The sequence below is a fragment of the Streptomyces sp. UC4497 genome, from assembly GCF_054871485.1.
Window position 1 is genome coordinate 220,858 of record NZ_JBTYHB010000003.1, and the last position, 19,858, is coordinate 240,715.

The 19,858-nt window shown below is 70.5% G+C and carries 21 protein-coding genes; 8 read left to right on the top strand and 13 right to left on the bottom strand.

Features of this window, described 5'->3' with window-relative positions:
• Positions 1-22: 22 nt before the first annotated feature.
• Both ACYSUO_RS05990 and ACYSUO_RS05995 read right to left on the bottom strand, forming a co-directional pair.
• Positions 23-1,009: an aldo/keto reductase gene (locus ACYSUO_RS05990; protein ID WP_461774938.1), complete on the bottom strand. Its 987-nt coding sequence runs from the start codon at positions 1,007-1,009 to the stop codon at positions 23-25.
• 180 nt (positions 1,010-1,189) lie between these two features.
• Positions 1,190-1,882: a type III effector protein gene (locus tag ACYSUO_RS05995; RefSeq protein WP_461774939.1), complete on the bottom strand. Its 693-nt coding sequence runs from the start codon at positions 1,880-1,882 to the stop codon at positions 1,190-1,192.
• A 129-nt stretch (positions 1,883-2,011) separates the two neighbouring features.
• Between ACYSUO_RS05995 and ACYSUO_RS06000 the strand changes: the two genes are divergently transcribed.
• Both ACYSUO_RS06000 and ACYSUO_RS06005 read left to right on the top strand, forming a co-directional pair.
• On the top strand, positions 2,012-2,446 hold the full coding sequence (locus ACYSUO_RS06000) for an Hsp20/alpha crystallin family protein (RefSeq protein ID WP_426897335.1): 435 nt from the start codon (positions 2,012-2,014) through the stop codon (positions 2,444-2,446).
• A 134-nt stretch (positions 2,447-2,580) separates the two neighbouring features.
• On the top strand, positions 2,581-3,048 hold the full coding sequence (locus ACYSUO_RS06005; protein ID WP_461774940.1) for a DUF2267 domain-containing protein: 468 nt from the start codon (positions 2,581-2,583) through the stop codon (positions 3,046-3,048).
• 50 nt (positions 3,049-3,098) lie between these two features.
• Here the strand turns inward: ACYSUO_RS06005 and ACYSUO_RS06010 are convergent, their stop codons facing one another.
• The 5 genes from ACYSUO_RS06010 to ACYSUO_RS06030 form a co-directional block, all read right to left on the bottom strand.
• A complete protein-coding gene (locus tag ACYSUO_RS06010) occupies positions 3,099-3,494 on the bottom strand; it encodes a hypothetical protein (RefSeq protein ID WP_461774941.1) in 396 nt (131 codons plus the stop codon).
• 18 nt (positions 3,495-3,512) lie between these two features.
• Positions 3,513-4,382 carry an alpha/beta fold hydrolase gene (locus tag ACYSUO_RS06015; protein WP_461774942.1) on the bottom strand — a complete coding sequence of 290 codons (870 nt, stop codon included), beginning with the start codon at positions 4,380-4,382 and terminating at the stop codon, positions 3,513-3,515.
• Between the two features lie 94 nt (positions 4,383-4,476).
• Complete coding sequence (locus ACYSUO_RS06020) at positions 4,477-5,481, bottom strand: NADP-dependent oxidoreductase (protein WP_461774943.1); 1,005 nt, start codon at positions 5,479-5,481, stop codon at positions 4,477-4,479.
• A gap of 30 nt (positions 5,482-5,511) precedes the next feature.
• Entirely contained in the window at positions 5,512-6,567 is a 1,056-nt protein-coding gene (locus ACYSUO_RS06025; RefSeq protein WP_461774944.1) for an aldo/keto reductase, read from the bottom strand.
• A gap of 53 nt (positions 6,568-6,620) precedes the next feature.
• A complete protein-coding gene (locus tag ACYSUO_RS06030) occupies positions 6,621-7,313 on the bottom strand; it encodes an SDR family oxidoreductase (protein WP_461774945.1) in 693 nt (230 codons plus the stop codon).
• A 162-nt stretch (positions 7,314-7,475) separates the two neighbouring features.
• Here ACYSUO_RS06030 and ACYSUO_RS06035 point away from each other — a divergent pair, with 162 nt between their 5' ends.
• Complete coding sequence (locus ACYSUO_RS06035) at positions 7,476-8,036, top strand: TetR/AcrR family transcriptional regulator (RefSeq protein ID WP_461774946.1); 561 nt, start codon at positions 7,476-7,478, stop codon at positions 8,034-8,036.
• Between the two features lie 31 nt (positions 8,037-8,067).
• Here the strand turns inward: ACYSUO_RS06035 and ACYSUO_RS06040 are convergent, their stop codons facing one another.
• From ACYSUO_RS06040 to ACYSUO_RS06055, 4 genes are all read right to left on the bottom strand, one after another.
• The gene (locus ACYSUO_RS06040) at positions 8,068-9,048 is read right to left on the bottom strand and encodes an EamA family transporter (protein WP_461774947.1); all 981 of its coding nucleotides are present in this window, start codon (positions 9,046-9,048) and stop codon (positions 8,068-8,070) included.
• Between the two features lie 91 nt (positions 9,049-9,139).
• Entirely contained in the window at positions 9,140-9,553 is a 414-nt protein-coding gene (locus tag ACYSUO_RS06045; RefSeq protein ID WP_461774948.1) for a DUF2000 domain-containing protein, read from the bottom strand.
• A 209-nt stretch (positions 9,554-9,762) separates the two neighbouring features.
• Positions 9,763-10,257 (bottom strand): Lrp/AsnC family transcriptional regulator, encoded by a 495-nt coding sequence (locus ACYSUO_RS06050; protein WP_461774949.1) that lies wholly within the window; start codon positions 10,255-10,257, stop codon positions 9,763-9,765.
• 90 nt (positions 10,258-10,347) lie between these two features.
• On the bottom strand, positions 10,348-11,556 hold the full coding sequence (locus ACYSUO_RS06055) for a LacI family DNA-binding transcriptional regulator (RefSeq protein ID WP_461774950.1): 1,209 nt from the start codon (positions 11,554-11,556) through the stop codon (positions 10,348-10,350).
• A gap of 388 nt (positions 11,557-11,944) precedes the next feature.
• Here ACYSUO_RS06055 and ACYSUO_RS06060 point away from each other — a divergent pair, with 388 nt between their 5' ends.
• The 4 genes from ACYSUO_RS06060 (at position 11,945) to ACYSUO_RS06075 (ending at position 16,792) form a co-directional block, all read left to right on the top strand.
• Positions 11,945-13,255 (top strand): extracellular solute-binding protein, encoded by a 1,311-nt coding sequence (locus ACYSUO_RS06060; RefSeq protein ID WP_461774951.1) that lies wholly within the window; start codon positions 11,945-11,947, stop codon positions 13,253-13,255.
• Between the two features lie 107 nt (positions 13,256-13,362).
• Complete coding sequence (locus ACYSUO_RS06065) at positions 13,363-14,397, top strand: carbohydrate ABC transporter permease (protein WP_461774952.1); 1,035 nt, start codon at positions 13,363-13,365, stop codon at positions 14,395-14,397.
• Positions 14,398-14,413: 16 nt separating this feature from the next.
• Positions 14,414-15,334: a carbohydrate ABC transporter permease gene (locus tag ACYSUO_RS06070; protein ID WP_426897317.1), complete on the top strand. Its 921-nt coding sequence runs from the start codon at positions 14,414-14,416 to the stop codon at positions 15,332-15,334.
• A 60-nt stretch (positions 15,335-15,394) separates the two neighbouring features.
• Positions 15,395-16,792, top strand: a complete 1,398-nt coding sequence (locus ACYSUO_RS06075; protein ID WP_461774953.1) for a GH1 family beta-glucosidase — start codon at positions 15,395-15,397, stop codon at positions 16,790-16,792.
• Positions 16,793-16,805: 13 nt separating this feature from the next.
• Here the strand turns inward: ACYSUO_RS06075 and ACYSUO_RS06080 are convergent, their stop codons facing one another.
• Both ACYSUO_RS06080 and ACYSUO_RS06085 read right to left on the bottom strand, forming a co-directional pair.
• A complete protein-coding gene (locus ACYSUO_RS06080; RefSeq protein WP_461774954.1) occupies positions 16,806-17,609 on the bottom strand; it encodes an alpha/beta fold hydrolase in 804 nt (267 codons plus the stop codon).
• Positions 17,609-19,144, bottom strand: a complete 1,536-nt coding sequence (locus ACYSUO_RS06085; RefSeq protein ID WP_461774955.1) for a carboxylesterase/lipase family protein — start codon at positions 19,142-19,144, stop codon at positions 17,609-17,611. The genes ACYSUO_RS06080 and ACYSUO_RS06085 overlap by 1 nt, the downstream gene beginning before the upstream one ends.
• A 96-nt stretch (positions 19,145-19,240) precedes the next feature.
• On the opposite strand from ACYSUO_RS06085, the gene ACYSUO_RS06090 reads away from it, so the two are divergent.
• Complete coding sequence (locus ACYSUO_RS06090) at positions 19,241-19,852, top strand: TetR/AcrR family transcriptional regulator (protein WP_461774956.1); 612 nt, start codon at positions 19,241-19,243, stop codon at positions 19,850-19,852.
• Positions 19,853-19,858 lie beyond the last annotated feature (6 nt).

Consider the following 19,858-nt stretch of genomic DNA (forward strand, 5'->3'; position numbering starts at 1 on the left):
TTCGCATGAACGGAATGGATTCCTACTTGTTGACGAAGCCCATGTGCGTCGCGTTGTAGCGGTCGCCGTGCACACCCACCCGGTCCGCCAGGGTGTCGAGGTCGGCGATCTCGTCGGCGGAGAGCGGGACTTGGGTGGCGGCGGCGTTCTCCTCGAGGCGTGTGATGCGGCGGGTGCCGGGGATGGGGACGATCCAGGGCTGCTTGACCAGGAGCCAGGCCAGTGCGATCTGGCCGGGGGAGGCGTGCTTGGTCTTGGCGAGGGTGGCGATGTGGTCGATCAGGGCCTGGTTGGCGGCGAGGTTGTCCTGGTCGAAGCGCGGGACCCTGGAGCGGATGTCGCCTTCGGTGAACGTGGTCGTGGTGTCGACGGTGCCGGTGAGGAAGCCCTTGCCGAGCGGGCTGAACGGTACGAAGCCGATGCCGAGTTCGGCGAGGGTGGGCAGGACCTCGGGTTCGGGGTCGCGGGTCCACAGTGAGTATTCGCTCTGCACGGCGGTCACGGGGTGCACGGCGTGCGCCCTGCGGATCGTGCCGGCCGCCGCCTCGGAGAGGCCGAAGTGGCGTACCTTGCCCGCCTGTACGAGTTCGGCGACCGCGCCGGCGACGTCCTCGATCGGGACGTCGGGGTCGACGCGGTGCTGGTAGAAGAGGTCGATGGTGTCGGTGCGCAGGCGGCGCAGCGAGGCGTCGGCGACGCGCTTGATCTGTTCGGGGCGGCTGTTGACCCCGTTCATCGTGCCGTTGTCGATGTTCCAGCCGAACTTGGTGGCGAGGACGACCTGGTCGCGCACCGGGGCGAGGGCCTCGCCCACCAACTCCTCGTTGACGTAGGGGCCGTAGACCTCGGCGGTGTCGAAGAAGGTGATGCCCCGGTCGACGGCGCCGCGGAGCACGCCGATCATGTCCGCGCGGTCGCCGGGGTTGGGGCCGTAGCTCTGGGACATGCCCATGCAGCCCAGACCGATCGCCGAGACCTTGAGGCCCTGGCCGAGTGTGCGGGTGTGCATCGTGGGGCTCCTTGTGGGGTCGACGTTGCGCGCGAGGTGACGTCGGGAATCCCCGGACGTCGCTCGCTGTACTCACGCACTCCAGGCTAGATCGGCCCGCCGGGATGAGGGGGGCCCTGTTGGTACCTGGAACGGCAGTACGGTGCGCGTTTCGAGGCGGTCCTGCCGACGTCGGCACGCTCAGGGCTCCGGCGGCCTCCGGGGCCCTCGGCGCTGGTCGCCGCTGTGCCGGCGGAGATGGTCGGTGTGGCGGGCGATGTCGTCCACGCGGGCCGCGAGTTCGGGGTGGCCGGATGTCAGATACGTGTGCGTGTCCGTCAGGGGGCCGACCAGGGCGGCCGCGTCGTTGTCGGCGAGGGCGGCGTTGAGCTCGACGAGTGGAGTGCGGGCGGCGGCGGAGAGGTCGGCGAGCGCGGTGATCTGGCCCGCGAGTCGGCGCAGGTCCCCGGCGTTGGCGCGGGCCCAGGCGGTGACGGTGCGGTCGGCGGCGCGGCGGTCGCGGGTGGCCTGTACCCGCTGCTCACCCGTGGAGCCGGGGTTTCCGGGGCGCACGCGGAGGTAGCGGCGTTCGGCGGCCTGGCGGCTGGAGACGCCGAGGGGGTGGGCGAGGTCGGCCCAGCTGGCGCCGGCGTCCCGGGCCTCTTCGATCAGGCCCGGTTCCCACTCGGCGAGCTGATCGCGCACCTCGCGCAGCAGCAGAAGCGCGGCGAGTGCCTGCTCCGAGCCGCCCTGTCCGGGTTCGGGGTGCTCCCCGTCCCGTGAGGTCCGGGCGGTGCGCAGGGCCTCGTGGATCGTGTTCAGCGCCGAGCCGGCGAGGAAGGACGTGGGCGTGAGACCGCCGGGGCGGGAAGCGGGCTGATCGTCATGGGTCATGGAGCCTCCAACGCTGTCGTCGTCCCGATGACGTTCTGCTTGTCATCACTTCGATGACATGTTACAACGTGGTCAGGTCAACCGCATTGGCAGGAACGTGCCTGACCCGAACACTGGAGGTGTTTCACGATGTTGATGCGCACCGACCCCTTCCGTGAGCTCGACCGACTCACCCGGCAGGTCCTGGACACGAACGGCACCTGGTCGCGGCCGTCCGTGATGCCGATGGACGCCTACCGCGAGGGTGATGAGTACGTGATCACCCTCGACCTGCCGGGCGTCCCCACGGACGCGATCGACATCGACGTCGAGCGGAACATGCTGACCGTCAAGGCCGAGCGGCGGCCCGTCGCCAAGGCGGAGGACGTGCAGATGGAGCTCTCCGAGCGCCCTCTGGGCGTCTTCTCCCGCCAGGTCGTGCTGGCCGACACCCTTGACACCGAGCACATCAAGGCGGACTACGACGCGGGTGTGCTGACCCTGCGTATCCCGATCGCCGAGCGCGCCAAGCCCCGCAAGATCGCCATCGGCGGCGGCTCCGCGCACAAGGAGATCAGCGGCTGAGTCCCCTCCCGGCCGCGCCGGAGACACGGGGACGGCCCTCCGCGGCCGTCCCCGTCCATCGCTCGCGTTCCCGCGTCAGGTCGAGGAACGCGGCGACCACAGAAAATTGGACAAGGAAGGAATCCGCGCCACCGATGTTTTCCCTGCAAGAGCCGAGCCGGCACGCCGTGGGCACGACGTTCGAGCAGATGCTGGAAAAGGTGCGGTACGAGGGTGCGTACCCCACCCGCGCGCGGGCCGAGGAGGCCGTGCGCGCCGTGCTGGCCGCCCTCGGGCGCCAGGTCACGGGTGATGAGCGCGTGGAGCTCGCGGCCAGGCTGCCGTACGAGGCCGCCGTCGTCCTCACATCCGAGATCCCCGCCGCCGAACCGCTGACCGGCTGGGGCTTCGTCAACGATCTGGCATCCCGCACCGGCGGCACCGCCGCCACCACCCGCTGGGACGCCGGTACCGTCCTGCGCATCGTGGCCCGGCTCGCCGGCGAGGGTCTCCTCGACCGCGTCCTCGCCCAACTCCCCGCCGGCTACGCCCTGCTGTTCGGCCGCGCCGAGCTCACCCAGACGGCCCGCCGCGCGGGGAACGGTGAACCACTGTGCGCGTGACACCGCAACCGAACGGCCCGAGGACTCGCTGAACTCGCCCCGGTAGCCCGTCAGTTGACGGGCGGCCGGGGCGCAGCCACGGCCCGGAGGAAGTTCTGGGTGAAGGCCTCGAGGGCGTCGTCGGTTCCGGGCAGGTCGACCCCGTCCAACTGGTCGATGCTGGGCCGCAGCAGGAAGTGGAGGACGACCGGGCTGACCATCTGCTGGATGAGCAGAAGGGGAGGGAGGTCCCGGACGCGTCCGGCGTCGATCTCCTCGGCGAGCCACTGCCCGATGCCGTTGAGCAATCGGGGGTAGATGCGCTGGAACATCGCCTGGACGGTGGTGTCGCCGGGGCGGGCCAGGACCTGGGCGAACACGGCGGGCAGGACGCGGGGTTCGCGCCTGAGCGCGTCGGCCAGGAGCCGGTGGATGCGGCGGACGGTGGCCTGAACGTCGACTCCCACCGTGCCTCCGCCGCCCGGCTACGGTTCGAGGAATTCCAGCGCCCGGGCGACGAAGGCGTCGTGGTACTGGAAGATGCCGCCGTGTCCCGCGTCGGGGTAGAGGGGGACGAGCTCGCCCTGGGGCAAACGGGCCGCCAGATCAAGGGAGTTGACGCTCGGGACCATCCGGTCGCTCTCCCCGTTGGCCACCAGCGCCGGCTGGTGGATGCGCGACAGATCGGCGGGAGCCCGGGTGCCCCAGCGGCGGATGGCCTTGAGCTGGGCACGGAACGACGACAGGGAGATGGCCTTGTCGCGGTCGTCGGTGCGTTCCTTGAGGCGGTTCAGGAAGGCGTGGGCCGCCCGTCGGCCACCGGTGGTGCGGGTGAAGAAGAGGTAGTGCTTGGGGTCCTTGAAGGTCAGGACACCCCTGAGCATGTCCTTGACGGTGATACCGGTGACCTTGTCGATGCCCGTGCCTCCGGCGGGGCCCGTGCCCGCGAGGATCAACTTGCGTACGAGGTCCGGCTCCTGGGCCGCGATGACCTGGGCGACGAAGCCGCCCATCGACAGGCCGAGCAGGTCGACGCGGTCGTGGCCGAGGGCCTTGATGAACTGGATGGTGTCTCGGGCCATCGCCTCGATGGTGTCGGGCGTGGTGCCACCGGAGGCACCGACGCCACGGTTGTCGTAGGTGATGACCCGGCGGCGGGCGGCGAGTCCGTCGACGACGCGGGGATCCCAGTTGTCCAGGACGGCGGACAGGTGGTTGAGGAGGATCAGCGGCACGCCGTCGTCCGAACCATGCTGCCGGTAGGCGAAGTTGACGCCGCTTACGGGCACGAAGCGCGTCGGTGCGTTCTTGGACGATGACGGGGAGGGTGTGGGGGAAGGGGACGGTGCGCTCATGGCGGAGTCCTGGGTGGGGGAGGGGGTGGTGTGTGGATGTGGGCGGTGGCGAGGGTGGCTCTGCGGCCGCCCGGCGGGGGTGGCTCCGGTGGTCTCAGGTCATGGAGACGACGACCTTGCCGGCCTTCGCGCGGCCCTTCTCGACGTACTCCATGGCCTGGAGGGTCTCGTCGAACGGGAAGACGCGGTCGACGACGGGGTGGATCTTCCCCGCGTCGACGAGGGGAGTGATGGCGCGGAGCTGGATGCCGCTGGCCCTCATGAACAGGAACGAGTACGTCACCCCGAGGCGCTTGGCCCGGCGGCGGGTCTTGAAGCTGAGAGCGGTCATGGCCAGGCGCAGGACCGGATTCGCGCCGAGTTCGCGGGCGAAGGACGGATCCGGCGGGCCCGCGACGGAGATGGCGGTGCCGCCGGGCTTGAGGATGCGCAGGGACTTGGCGAGGTTGTCGCCGCCGAGGCTGTCCAGGACGACGTCGTAGCCGTCGAGGAGGGTCTCGAAGTCCTGCGTGCGGTAGTCGATGACCTCGTCGGCGCCGAGTTCCTTGGCGAGGTCGACCTTGGCGGTGCTCACGGTGGTGGCGACGTGTGCGCCGAGTGCCTTCGCGAGCTGGACGGCGATGGAGCCGAGGCCGCCGGCGCCCGCGTGGACGAGGACCTTCTGGCCGGGCTGTACGTGGGCCCGCTCGACCAGCGCCTGCCAGGCGGTGAGGGCGACCAGGGGGAGCGAGGCGGCCTCGGTCATGGTGAGGGTGGCGGGCTTGGGTGCCAGGTCGTCCTGGTGGACCGCGATGAGCTCGGCGAAGGTGCCGATGCGGTCCTTGTCGGGGCGGGCGTAGACCTCGTCGCCGACCGCGAACTGCGTTACGTCGGGGCCGACTTGGACGACCGTTCCGGCGAGGTCATTGCCCAGGACGAGGGGGAGTCGGTAGGGCAGGAACGCCTTGAAGTCGCCGTTGCGGATCCTCGTGTCCAGCGGGTTGACGCCCGCCGCATGGATCTTGACCAGGACGTCGTCGGCGCCGACGACGGGGTCGGGGACCTCGGCGGCACGTATGCCGCCCGCGTCGCCGTACTTCTCGACCCTGAAGGCCTTCATCGTCGTCTCCGTTTCGGGGATACGGGTGGTTCAGGCCACCGGTGCGGCGGGCTGGATGACGTGGTCGGCGGCGCCGCCCTGGAGGCGGTCCAGCGAGCCGGCGATCCCCTCGTGGGGCACGCCGAGCGGCACCGCGCTGACCTCGGTGAGCCGGGCGTACTGCTCGTCGGTCAGCCGGACGTCGAGGGCGCCGAGGTAGCTGTCGAGCTGAGCGAGGCTGCGCGGGCCGATGATCGGGACGAGCGTGGCCACCGAGCGGGCGGCGCGCTCGCGCACCCAGGCCACCGCCACCTGCGCGGGTGTCGCGCCGGTCTCCTCGGCGACGGCCAGGACGGCGTCGACGACGGCGGTCTTCTGGCCGGTGTCCTCGGTGTGGATGACCATGCCCAGGTCGCTCAGACGACCGTCGGCGGAGGTCCGGTACTTGCCGGTGAGCAGTCCGCCGCCGAGCGGGGACCACAGGGCGGCGCCGAGCCCGAGGCTCTCGGCCATCGGCAGCAGCTCGCGGTCGGCGGTGCGCTCGACGAGGCTGTATTCGTGCTGGATGCCGATGATCGGGGCCTGGTTCCTGAGGTCGGCGAGGGTCACCGCGCGCGAGACGCGCCAGGCCGGGAAATTGGACAGCGCGGCGTGATGGATCTTGCCGGCGCGCACCAGATCGTCGAGTCCACGCAGGAGCTCTTCCATCGGCGTGAGCTCGTCGGGGAAGTGCACCCACAGCAGGTCGATGTACTCGGTGCCCAGGCGCTTCAGGCTGGCCTCCACCGAGGCGACCATGTTCTTGCGGCTGTTTCCCGTCTTGGAGATGTCCGGCTGCGGGGCGGCGCCGAGGGTGAACTTGGTGGCCAGGACGAAGTGATCGCGGTCGGCCGAGATCAGCTTCCCGGTCAGCTCCTCCGACTCGCCGAACTGGTAGCCGTCCGCGCTGTCGAGGAAGGTGCCGCCGGCCTCGGCGAACCGGTCGAAGATCCGGCGGGCCTCGTCGGGTTCGGCCCCGGCACCCCAGCCGGTGCCGAAGTTCGCGGTGCCGAGCGCGTACTCGGACACACGCAGCCCGGTCCGGTGGCCGAAGGTCGTGTAGCGCATGAGATGTCCTTGCGTGGGAGGGGCGCTGAACGGGATGGGTACGGCCGCGGGGCTCAGGCGGCGTTCGGCTGCGGCGTGCCGGCCAGCGCCTGCTTGACCTGCCGGGTCAGCTCGTCGGCGACGATCTCGGGCAGGCCCGCCTCGATGCCGTCCAGGGCCTGGGTCGCGACGTCGGAGGCGGAGACCTTCTGGTCGGCGGGGACCTCGGCGGCCATGTCGGTGTCCATGTAGCCGACGTGCAGCGCGGAGACGGTGATGCCGCGCGGCGCCAGTTCCTCGCGGCTCGCGCCGCTCAGCGCCCAGGCGGCGGCCTTGGACGCGGCGTAGGAGCCGAGGCCCGCCGGGTGGTACCAGGACAGGACGGACAGGACATTGAGCACGGCGCCGCCGCCGTTGCCCTCGATCACGGGGGCGAAGGCGCGGGTCGCGGCGAGCGGGCCGAAGAAGTTGGTGTCCATCTCCTGGCGCACCTTGTCCAGGTCGCCGTCGACCAGCGTGGCGCCGGTGGAGATGCCCGCGTTGTTGATCAGCAGCGTCGCGTCGGAGGCGGTGCGGGCGGCCTCCCGGATCGACTCCTCGTCCGTGACGTCCAGGCGCAGCGGGGTGACACCCGGCAGGTCGACCGTCTCGGGGCGGCGGGCCGCCGCGTAGACCTTCGCGCCGCGCTCCACGAGCTGGGCGGCGAGGTGTCGGCCGAGACCCCGGTTGGCGCCGGTGACGACCGCGACGGTGTTCTTGAGTTCCATGTCTGATCCTGCTTCCGGTAGGGGCGGGCGCCGTCCGGTCACCCGCGTCCAACAAATATAGATTACGATGACAATCTAAACACTGGACTACGATAGATGCCAGTCGACATCCAAACTTGGTTCACGTCACCGGGTTCACGTAGGAGCACGCAGGAGGTTGCCATGGGCCGCGTATCGCAGGCGCAGGCGGAGGAGAACCGCAGGCGCGTCGTGGACACCGCATCGCGGCTGTTCAGGGAGCAGGGCACGCAGGTCAGCGTCGCCGACCTGATGAAGGCGGCCGGTCTGACCCACGGCGCCTTCTACAAGCAGTTCGCTTCCAAGGAAGCGCTCGTCGACGAGGCCACCGCCCACGCGATCGACGAGCTCGCCCAGCGGTACGCCGCCGGGCTCGAGCAGTGCGACGGTCGGCGCGACGACGCCCAGCGCACGCTGATCGACACCTACCTCTCCGTCGAACACCGCGACAACATGGCGGACGGCTGCCCGGTCGCCGCGCTCGCGACCGACATCGCCCGCACCCCCGACGCCCAGGAGGCCCGCCGCGTCTACGCCGACGGGGTGGCCGACTTCGCCGACTTCCTCGCCGATGACGACCAGGACGGCCTCGCCCGCCTGAGCACCCTGTTCGGCGCGCTCGTCCTGTCCCGCGCCACCAAGGGCTCCCCGCTCTCCGAACGGATCCTGACCGCCGCGCACGCGGCGCTGACCGAAGCCGACTGACCGGCGGTGCCACCTCTAGGGGGTGGCACGCTCAGGGCGCGGCTCGGTCTACCGCCTCACCGGGACGGGGTCGCGGCTGCTGGCTGTCCGCCGCCGGCTCCCGGGCCGTGTGTGGCGCCACCGGTCGGCGGCCGCCGCGCGTGGACCAGGCCGCGATCACGACCAGAGCGCAGATCAGCACCAGTGTCAGCGGCCGGAGACCGCCGTGGAAGGAGGCTTCCGCGAGGTATGTGGCGCCGGGGAGGCAGGTGAGGAGCACCATGCTCACCATCGGATCGGTTCGTTGCAGACCGGTCTGGAGCAGGAACAGGGGGAGCGTCACCGCGAGCACGCCGGTCGCGATCAGCTCCGGTGTCTCCCACGTCGGCCGCTGCCCGTCGGCGACCGTGCCGAGCAGCAGCAACGCCCCGCACACGTACGTCAGATGGAAGCGGTGCGCGGTGACGCGCACCGCGTCGATGCCTTGGCGGCCCAGGCGGGCGGACACCAGGGCGAGCAGTGCGGCGCCGATCCCCGCGAGCAGTACGAGGCCGAGTCCGGCGAGCGCCCGGCCCCGCCCCAGGTCGATGCTCTCGCTGAAGCTGAGGGCGACGGCGAGTCCGGTCAGGGCCAGGAGGAGGGCGGCCGTCCAGGCGCGCGGGCCGGGCCGGGAGCCGAGGCGGGTGAGGCCCAAGAAGGCCAGGACGAGGGGGCCGACCGCGGTCTCGACCCCGGTGGCCAGCGCGGACGGCACCCAGCTCAGCGCCACGTAGAAGCCGAGGAAGGTGACGGCCGTGAGAACGTTCACGAGGATCAGGGAGCCGGCCCGCCAGGGCGGCCGGGCGGGCCGGCCCGGGCCCCGGTCGACACGTCGGCGCAGCAGGAGCACCACGTTGAACACGAGCGCCGCTGTGCCGAATCCGGCGCAGGACAGGGCGAGGCTGTCGGCCGCCGAGAGTCGGCCCGACACCATGCCGTACACCGTGGCCTGAAGCAGCACCGAGGCCACGACGCACAGCACCGGCATGCTCACGACCCCGTCTCCGTGTACGGCATGTCTCTCCCATGGTGAGGTGGCGGGGAACAGGAAGGCTGTGCGGGCGGACCCAGTGGTGGAGGTGGGCTCAGCGGTAGAGGCTCAGTCGGCCCGTGAGGGAGTCCACGTCCTGCCGAGGACCGAACAGCATCAGCCCCAAGTAGCGGATGTCCTCCGGCTTCGTGCCGCCGAGGGAGTCCAGGAAGGCCTCGTACGTGCGGGACTCCTGCGCCACGTGGTTCATGTCGACGACCACCAACTCCCGCTGCCCGCAGGCCTGTTCGTGCAAGGTGTGCAGCTGCTCGGCGGTGGCCTTGAGGACGGGCACGGCGTGTGTGCTCATTCCCGGCCGGATGTGTCCCGCCGCGTCCCGACTGTCCCCACCGACCAGGTCGGGAACGTGCCGGCCGAGACTGATCCCCAGGAGTGCCGCGGTGTTCAGGGCGACCCCTGTGGGGAGATCCTTGGCGATGACGGTGACGACCTTGGTCGACAGGGGCATGGCTGTACCTTCTCGGTTCGTTCGTGGTGCGTTGCGGCAGTGTCCTGAGGGGCGCCCGAACAGGACCCTAGGCGCCCGGTGAACTGCGTGCCCCGCCCCATGAACGTCCTTCGAATACAGCCGGACGGTGCCGGGTGCCGCCGAATTTTCGGTGGGCGGCAGGTGCTTCCGGCGGAACGACGTACGGCTTGAAGAAGGCGCGCCGCGTCTCATGTGCGGTGCCGGCCCGTACCGCCCTTCCCCGGTGCGGCCGGTGCGACCACCTCGTTCTGAAGGTGCTCGTAGACGATGGAAGTGCGCACGTCGGCGACCTCCCGCCGCTCGGTGAGACTGTCGATCACGAAGTCGTAGAGGTGCTGCGTGCTCGGCACGGCCATGTGCAGGAGGAAATCGTCTCCGCCCGTGGTGACGAAGATGCCGACCACCTCGGGGAAGACGCGGACCCACTCCCTGAACGACTCCAGAACGGGCCGCGACGGTGGCCGGATCCGTACGGAGACCAGCGCCTGGACGGGGCGGCCGATCGCCGCCAGGTCCACCTGGGCCGTGAAGCCGGTGATGACTCCACGCCTCCTCAGTGCCCGCAGTCGCTCCAAGGAAGTCGACGGCGCGACACCGACGCTCGCCGCGAGTTCGCGATTCGTCATCCTGGCGTCGGCCTGGACGGCGCGAAGGATGGCCACGTCCAGCTCGTCGAGTTCCATCTCGCCTCTCCTCACGGCGACCAACGTCAAGATCACTTTAGGCGGTCGGGAGACGCACGGGCGGACCCGGTTACGACGACTTACGACTGCTTACGACGACTCCCGCACCACCAACTCCGTGTCCAGCACCAGCCGAGTGCGCGGAGCGGCCGGATTCTCGATCTCGCGCAGGAGAGTGCGCGCGATCGTGCCGCCGATCTCCTCCGTGGGCTGGCGGACCGTCGTGAGCGGCGGGTTGGTGTGGCGGGCGAGGTAGGAGTCCTCGAATCCGACGACCGAGACATCCTCCGGCACGCGGCGACCCTGGGCGCGCAGTTCGAGGAGGATGCCCGCGGCCATCAGGTCGGAGGCGGCGAACACGGCGTCCAGGTCCAGGGAACGTTCAAGTAGCGAACGCATCGCCGCGCGGGCCCCTTCCTCGGTGAAGTCGCCGACCTCGACCAGGTGTTCCTCAACGGGGATGCCCGCCTGGACGAGCGCTTCCCGGCAGCCGCGCAACCGGCTGCGGCCGACCTCCATGTCCTGGGGGCCCGCGACGGTGGCGATCCGGCGCCGACCGCGGTCCAGGAGGTGGCGCACGGCGGCGGCGGCCCCGCCCCGGTTGTCGGCGCAGACGTAACTGAGCGGGTCGTCCTCGCGGCGGCGGCCCGCGAGCACGGTCGGCAGCCCGGCCGACTCCAACAGGCCCGGCAGGACGTCGTGTTCGTGCACCGAGACCAACAGGACGCCGTCGACCCGGCGTTCGGCGACGGACCGGGTGAGCTGGTCGCGTTCGGCCTGGTCGCGGACGAGCGTCAGCTGGAGCTGGGTTCGCGTGTCGGCGAGCGCGGCGCTCACCCCGCGGATCACCGCCGAGAAGTAGGGCTCCGAGCCGAGCCGGCTCTCGGACTCGGGGATGACCAGGGCGACGGCGTTGGTACGGCTGGTGACCAGGCCGCGGGCCACCGAATTGGGGACGTAGCCCAGCTCCGCGATGGCGTTGAGGACGGCCTCGCGCGCCTTCTCGCTGACCAGCTCCGAGCCGTTCACCACGCGGGAGACGGTGGTGCGCCCGACGCCGGCCCGCGCCGCCACGGTCTTGATGGTCGGCCGCGCCCCGGCCGCCCCGCTCTGCTCGCGGTCCCGGCGCGCGGCCGGTTCTTGGGGCGCGCCCTGTTCCCGGCGTGCGTCCGGTTCCTGGCTGCCGTCCCCCGGCAAGCGACTGCCGTCCCCCGGCTCCCGGCCGCCACTGCCGACCCGCCGCCCCCGACCCCCGCCCCGCCCCGGGCCCGTCACTTCTCGTGTCGTGTCGCCGCTCATCGTTCCGGATCCTCCAATTCCCCTTCGGGGCCGCCCTGTTGGGGGTGCGACCCTCCCGGCCCCCTCCCGGCCTGCGCATTCTGCCAGTTGACACCCCGATTCTGCCCGCTCCGTGGCCCCTTCCCGGAAGGGGTGGTCGATAACGAGCTGGAAACGAGCTGGATTCGACTTCTTGACACGGGAGTTGTCGGGCGGCCAGTCTTCCTGAAACTCAGTGGGTACGTTCCCACCAACTCACCAGCAGGCCGACCGGAGGCCGCGAACCCTCTTCGCGGACCTCCGGAAAACCCGCTCTGAGCTGGGAACTTGATGATGCCTGCCGCGGGCGGCCGAGCTTTGGGCCGACTCGTGCCACCGGTGCGTCGGCGCCGTCTTATGGAGGACGTTCATGCTCAAGGTCGAGCGGAAACTGCGTACAAAAGTCACAGCTGTGCTGGCTTGCACAGCGGCGGGCGCCCTGCTCGCGGGATGCGGCGGCGGGGGTGCCGGAGCCACCGGCGGCGGCGTCAAGGACGGCAAGGTCACCATCACCATGGGCCTGTACGGCGTGATGGGCTTCAAGGAGACCGGCCTGATCGAGAAGTACGAGAAGGAGAACCCGAACGTCACCGTCAAGGTTGAGGCGGCCGGCGACGAGCAGACGTACTACACCGCCTTGCAGACCCACCTGGCCAGCGGTTCCGGTCTCAAGGACGTCCAGGGCATCGAGGTGGGACGGGCCAAGGAGATAACCGAGACGCAGGCCGCCAAGTTCGCGGACCTCGCCGGCCTCAAGGGCACCGACCACTTCCAGCCGTGGAAGCAGGGGCAGATCACCACGAAGGACGACAAGGTCCTCGGCCTGGGCACGGACACCGGCCCGATGGCGGTCTGTTACCGCAAGGACCTGTTCGAGCAGGCAGGGCTTCCCACCGACCGTGAGAAGGTCGGCAAGCTGTGGGCGGGCGACTGGAAGAAGTACGTCGAGACCGGCGAGAAGTTCGCCAAGGGCAACAAGAACAAGAAGGTCTCGTATCTGGACTCCGCCTCCGGCCTGTTCAACGCCATGGTCTACGGCAGCTCCCAGCAGTACTACGACAAGTCCGGCAAGCTGATCTACAAGACGAACCCGGCGATCAAGGAGGCCTGGGACCTGTCGACCGAGGCGGCCACGAAGGACCTGACCGCCAAGTTGCCGCAGTTCCAGCCGGGTTGGGACCCGGGGCTCGCCAACGGCACTTTCGCCACCACGGTCTGCCCGGCCTGGATGCTCGCGCACATCAGCGACAAGGCCGGGGACGCCAACAAGGGCAAGTGGGACGTCGCCAAGGCCCCCAAGGGCGCCAACTGGGGCGGCTCCTTCCTCGGGGTCACCGAGAAGAGTCCGGTGAAGGACGAGGCCAAGAAGCTCGTGGCGTGGCTGACCGCTCCCGAGCAGCAGGCCTACCTCTTCGAGAAGCTGGGCAACTTCCCGTCCTCCAAGACCGCGCTCGAGGACCCGAAGGTGAAGGACGCCAAGTCGGAGTACTTCTCCGGAGCACCGACCGGCCAGATCTTCGGGGAGGCGGCCAACGAGGTGCCCGCCGAGCAGGTGCTCGGCCGTAAGGACGGCACCATCAAGGACATCTTCTCGCAGGGCCTCCAGCTGGTGGAGAACGGCAAGGCTCCGGCCCAGGCCTGGAAGACCACCGACGAGCGGATCAAGAAGAGCGTCGGCTGACGCGTACGGACCGAGCGGGTGCGGCCGGAGTCCCGCCGGCCGCCCCGCCGCCCCATCGCTCACCCCGCTCGCCCTACCGTGCCCGCCCGCCCGATGGAAGGACCCCGGTGGCCGCCTCCACCCAGCTCGGCTCGTCCGCCGAGCCACCCCCGACACACGGCTCGCCCGCGAAGCCGAATCCGAATCAGGATCCGAACGGCCTCGGCAAGTCCCGTTCGGCCAAGGCCCGTTCGAAGATCCCGTTCCTGCACCGCCTCGATGTGAAGGGCGCGCCCTACGCCTTCATCGCCCCGTTCTTCGTCATCTTCGCCGCGTTCAGCTTCTATCCGCTGATCTACACGGCCTGGATCTCTTTCCACCAGGTCGAGCTGTCCACCTTCGACGTCATGACGTGGCAGGGCCTGGACAACTACACGGCACTGTTCGCCGACGAGCGGTTCTGGAACGCGCTGCGCAACACCATCACCATCGGCGTGATCTCCACGGTCCCGCAGCTGCTCATGGCCCTCGGCCTGGCACACCTGCTCAACTACAAGATGCGCGGCTCGACCTTCTTCCGGGTCGCCGCCATCACCCCGTACGCCACCTCGGTCGGAGCCGCGGCGCTCGTCTTCACGATGCTCTTCCAGCGCGACTTCGGCATGATCAACTGGGGTCTCGGTCTCATCGGCATCGACCCGATCGATTGGGAGAACTCCACCGGGGCATCGCAGACCGCCATCTCCGCGATCGTGATCTGGCGCTGGACCGGCTACAACGCCCTGCTCTACCTGGCCGCCATGCAGGCCGTGCCGCTGGAGCGCTACGAGGCCGCCGCCATCGACGGGGCCAACCGCTGGCAGCAGTTCCGCACCGTCACGGTCCCCGGCATCAAGGCGACGATCGTCTTCACCATCGTGCTGTCGACGATCGGTGCCACCCAGCTCTTCGGCGAGCCACTGATCTTCGGGCAGGGCCCCAACGGCATCACCGGTGGCACCAACAACCAGTACCAGACCCTCGGTCTGCTGCTCTACGAAGAGGGCTGGAAGAACTACCAGATGGGCCGCGCGGCCACCGTGGCCTGGGCGATGTTCCTGCTGCTCGTCCTCGTCTTCGTCCTGCAGCGCGTCATCTCGCGCCTGCGCAACCGCACGCACTGACCGGGGGAGTCACACCATGACCACCGACACCGCTCCGGTCCGCACCGGCGCCCGAGGCCGCGACGTCGTCGAGCGCGCCGCTCCCGCCCGCCGCAGGCGCCTGAGGCAGGGCGCGGGCAAACAGCACCACGCGGGGCCCGTCGCCTACGTCCTGCTCGGATTCACCGCCCTGGTCTCGCTCTTCCCGCTGTACTGGACGCTGGTCGCGGCCTCCAGCGACAGCGCCCGGATCTCGCGGACCCCGCCCCCGTTCCTGCCGGGACCGAACCTCTTCAGCAACCTCTCCCGGGCCTGGACCGAGGCCTCCATGGGCAAGGCGATGATGAACTCGCTGATCGTGGCGGGCACCATCGCGCTGTCCACCGTGCTCTTCGCGACCCTGGCCGGATTCGCCTTCGCCAAGCTCCGCTTCAAGGGCCGCAACGCCCTCCTCATGGTCGTCATCGGCACCATGATGGTGCCGCCGCAGCTGGGCGTCGTCCCGCTGTTCATGATGATGAGCGACCTCGGCTGGGGCCAGCAGCTCCCGTCCGTCATCTTCCCCACGCTGGTCAGCGCGGTCGGCGTGTTCTTCATGCGGCAGTACTTCGCCGAGTCGCTGCCCGACGAGCTCGTTGAGGCGGGCCGGGTCGACGGCGCGCACTCACTGCGGATCTTCTGGTCCATCGTGCTCCCGATCGCCCGCGCGCCCATGGCCGTGATCTTCATGATCACCTTCGTGCACGCGTGGAACGACTTCTTCTGGCCGTTCATCGCCCTCGACATGACCAACCCGACCGTGCCCGTGGCCCTCACACAGCTGAGCGCCGGTTACGTCCGCGACCAGTCCCTGATCATGGCGGGCGCGCTGCTCGGCACGCTGCCGTTGCTCGCGATGTTCGTGGTGTTCGGCCGGCAGATCGTCGGCGGCATCATGCAGGGCGCCGTCAAGGGCTGAGCCGCAACTCCTGTCCAACACACCGTCGTTCCACCCCCCTTGCTCCCGGAGGAATCCTTCATGTCATCCGCGCTCACTTTCCCCACCGACTTCCTCTGGGGTACGGCGACCGCCTCGTACCAGATCGAGGGCGCAGCCCAGGAGGACGGCCGCACCCCGTCCATCTGGGACACCTACGCGCGCACCCCCGGCAAGGTCCTCAACGGCGACACCGGCGACATCGCCTGCGACCACTACCACCGCTGGGCCGAGGACGTCGACATCATGGCCGACCTCGGCGTCAAGGCGTACCGCTTCTCGCTCGCCTGGCCGCGCATCCAGCCGACAGGCCGCGGACCGGCCCTGCAGAAGGGCCTCGACTTCTACCGGCGCCTCGCCGACGCGCTGCGCGAGAAGGGCATCAAGCCGGTCGCCACGCTCTACCACTGGGACCTGCCACAGGAGTTGGAGGACCTGGGCGGCTGGCCGGCCCGCGAGACCGCCGAGCGGTTCGCCGAGTACGCGGCGCTCGCCGCCGAGGGCCTCGGCGATCACGTCGACACCTGGACCACCCTCAACGAGCCCTGGTGCAGCGCCTTCCTCGGCTACGCGTCCGGCGTCCACGCCCCCGGCCGCACCGATCCGGTCGCCGCCCTGCGCGCCGCCCACCACCTCAACCTGGGCCACGGCCTGGCCGTTCAGGCGCTGCGCTCGCAACTGCGCCCGTCCGCCCAGGTGTCGGTGACACTCAACGTGCATCACGTGCGCCCGCTGACCGACACCCCCGGGGACACCGACGCCGCCCGGCGCATCGACGCGCTGGCCAACCGGGTCTTCACCGGCCCGATGCTGCGCGGCGAGTACCCCGAGGACCTGCTGAAGGACACCGCGCCGCTGACCGACTGGTCCTTCGTCCGGGACGGCGACCTGGCCGACATCCACCAGCCGCTGGACTTCCTGGGCGTCAACTACTACTCGCCGACCCTGGTCTCCGAGGGCGACCCGGCGCACGGCAGCGACGGCCACGGCGCCAGCGCGCACAGCCCCTGGGTCGGCGCCGACCGCGTCGCCTTCCACCCGACGCCCGGCGACAAGACCGCTATGGGCTGGACGATCGACGCCTCGGGCCTCGAGGAACTCCTGCTCCGCCTCGGCGCCGACCACCCCGGCCTGCCCATGGTGATCACCGAGAACGGCGCCGCGTTCCACGACTACGCCGACCCCGAGGGCAACGTCAACGACCCGGAACGCATCGCCTACGTCCGCGACCACCTGGCCGCCGTGCACCGCGCGATGTCCGCCGGCGCCGACGTCCGCGGCTACTTCCTGTGGTCGCTGCTGGACAACTTCGAGTGGGGCTACGGCTACAGCAAGCGCTTCGGCATGGTCCACGTCGACTACCCGACCGGCACCCGCACCCCCAAGGCCAGCGCCCACTGGTACGCGAAGGTGGCGGCGACGGGGACGCTGCCGGTGTGACGTCCTCGCGGGGCTACGTGCCGTCGTCGTGGCTCCGCCACAGTTCTCGCAAGGCGGCATTGACGGCGGCGGGTTGCTGGGTGTGCGGGTAGTAGCCCGGCACGCGCAGCAGCCGGGCATCGGTGGCAGCGGCGACGGCCTCGGCACAGGCGATCAGCGGTTCGCCCGCGTACGTGCGGTACGGCTCCGGTGCGTCCTGCCAGGTCCCGCAGATCACCAGCGTCGGCCACGGGGCGGCCCGCAACGGTTCCAGCGGCACCGTCGCCTCCCACACCGGGCGTTCGCGCATCGAGGTGGCGACGGCGCGAAGGCGCTGCGGTGTGGGGGCGGGCATCGCCATGCCCAGCCCTTCCGTGGAGGCGCGCAAATACTGTTCCGGCGTGACCGACTCCGGCAGATCGTCGCTCTCTCGCACCCGGCGCAGCATGCCCTCGACCACCGGGTGGCCCGCGGCCGCCGAGAACGCGGCGGGCTGGATCAGCGTCAGGGAACGTACGAGGTCGGGACGGCGCCCTGCGGCGAGCATGGCCGCGAGGCCGCCGTTGCCGTGCCCGACCAGGTGCGCGCCGTCGTCCTGTCGCGCGAGGAGTTCCAGCAGGTCGTCCGCGTCGGTGTCGAAGTCGCTGCGGTCGGTGTCGGGGCTGCCGCCGTAGCCACGGCGGTCCACCAGCAGCAGTCGGTGGCGGTCGGCCAGTGGCCGCTGGGCGGCAAAGCCGTACGCGTCGTCGCTGCCCCACGTAAAGATGTTGTGGGCGAACACCGCGGGTGCTCCTGCGCCGTCCGTCTCGTCCCACACCGTCAGGTTGATGGCGTCCATCAGCGTCGCTCCGTTTCTCCGCGGCCCGTCCCGACCGGCTCGAACGGGGCGGGGGAGTGGCCCTCCCAGATCCGGCGGGAAGCCTGTTCGGGGTAGGGCAGAGTCTCCGATTCGGCGTCCAGGACACGGGTGAGTCGTCGGTCGGTCCGGTGGGCGGCCCATCCGGCGTCGCCGGTGGTGAGGAAGCGGACCCATGCCTCCTTGAGTTCACGGGAGAGCGCGAGTGCCTCGTCGGTGGGCTCCTCGCCGATGAGCTGCGCGCCGACGGGGCTGCCCAGGGTGCCGAACGCCAGGGGAATGTCGAGGCTGTGGCAGGCGCCCAGGGCGCCGCCGAGCGCCGGGGCGGTCCAGCACAGCTCGAACAGGTACGAGGTGCCGCCGGCCGCGGCGTTCGCCTCGGCCAGCTGCTGTGACGGCATGCGGAACAACGCGTCGGAGTACACCGTCTCCACCAGCTCCTCCGGCCCTGCCTGCGGGAACCCGGCGCGGTAGGCGTCCGCGCCGTGCGGCCCCGGGGCGAGCAGCTCCAGGGCCGCACGGGCGTCCTGCTCGGTGAAGGTGCCCCGACGTCCGCTCATGACGCTGAAGAACCGGAACTCGTCACGGGTGTGGCCGACGAGCAGCTCGGTCCCCTGCGCGCGCCCGCCGCTCAGCGCGGGCCAGGGCGTTTCGGGGAGGACCTCGCCGTCGACGACGGGACACAGGGCGGTGCCGGTCTCGGTGAGCCGTCCCCAACTCGCCCGATGCGCATGGATGTCGGCGTTGAAGGCGGTGAGCTCCGCGGCCAGGTGCCAGGGGTCGATGTCGCGCCAGGCGGCCGCGGTGGGGGCCGCCGCGCCGAGCCGGTCCGCGAGCGCGGCGGTGATCCGCCGTGCCAGCGCGGGTGTGCTGTGCATCCCCGGCACCGAGTGGGCGATGGCCCGCCGGAACATGCCGCGCGCCGGCTTCATGGTCAGGAGGGCGGCGACCGATCCCGCCCCGGCGGATGTGCCGCCCACGGTGACCCGGTCGGGGTCGCCCCCGAAGGCGGCGATGTTCCGCTGCACCCACTCCAGCGCCGCGATCTGGTCGAGGAAGCCGCGGTTGGGCGGCGCGTCGTCGAGGAAGGCGTAACCCTCCGCGCCCACACGGCAGTTGACGCTCACCACGACGATCCCCGCCTCGGCCAACGCCGCCGGGTCGTACATCGGGTCGCTCGACGCCGCCGCGACGTAGCCGCCGACGGGGAGCCACACCAGCACCGGCAGCCCGGCCGCGCCCGGATCCGGGGTGCCGACGTTGAGTGTCAGCCAGTCGGTGCCCTGGGGCGGGCCGGTGTCGATGGGCAGGGACAGCGGCACCACGGGACCGAACTCCGTCGCCTGCCTTGTCCCGTCCCAGCGGTGCGGCGGGGCGGGCGCGGCGAAGCGCAGTGCCCCGACCGGGGGCCGGGCGTAGGGGATGCCGCGGAACACGGCGTGCCCCTTCCGCAGGCACCCCTGCACCACACCTTCCCTGGTCCGCACCCTTGGCTGTTGAGGCAGTCGGTCGGGCATGACGCTTCCTTCCTCTCCTGAACCCCAGGTTTATCGGTCACCTGTATTATGTCAACCGTATGGGAAAGGCTCAGGGGTGCGAGGGAGAGGCCGACGATGCCGAAGCAGGTGGATCACCGCGGACGACGCGAGGCGATCGCTCGCGCGCTGTGGCGTGTGGTGGAGCGGCGCGGCGTCGGGCATCTCACGATGCGCGTGGTGGCGCAGGAGGCAGGCATCTCCCTGGGGCAGCTGCAGCACTACTTCGCCTCCCGCGCCGCCATGCTCTCCTTCGCTATGGACTTCGCGTCCGAGCAGACCTCGCTGCGCGTCGGCCGGGGCCTCGAGAAGCTCGGTGACCGTCCGCATCCCCGGGACGTCCTGCGGCTGACGCTCGCGGAAATGCTCCCCCTACACGCCGACGCCCGCGCCACCAGCCGGATGAGCGCCGCCTACGTCCTGGAGGCGCTGCACGACGAGGACGTCCATGAACAGGCGCGCCGCGGCCTCTTCCAGGGGCGGGCCCTTGTCGAGGAGTTGGTCCGCCAGGCGGTCGCCGAGGGGCACATCGCCTCCGACCGCGACCCGGCGACCGAGACCAATCTGCTCCTCGCCCTCACCGGCCTCGCTCCCTTGATCGAGCTGGACGTGATCGGTGAGCAGGCCGCGCTCGACGCTATCGACCTGCATCTGGACCGGCTGTTCGGCGACAACGCTCGGAGCGCGTGACCGGAG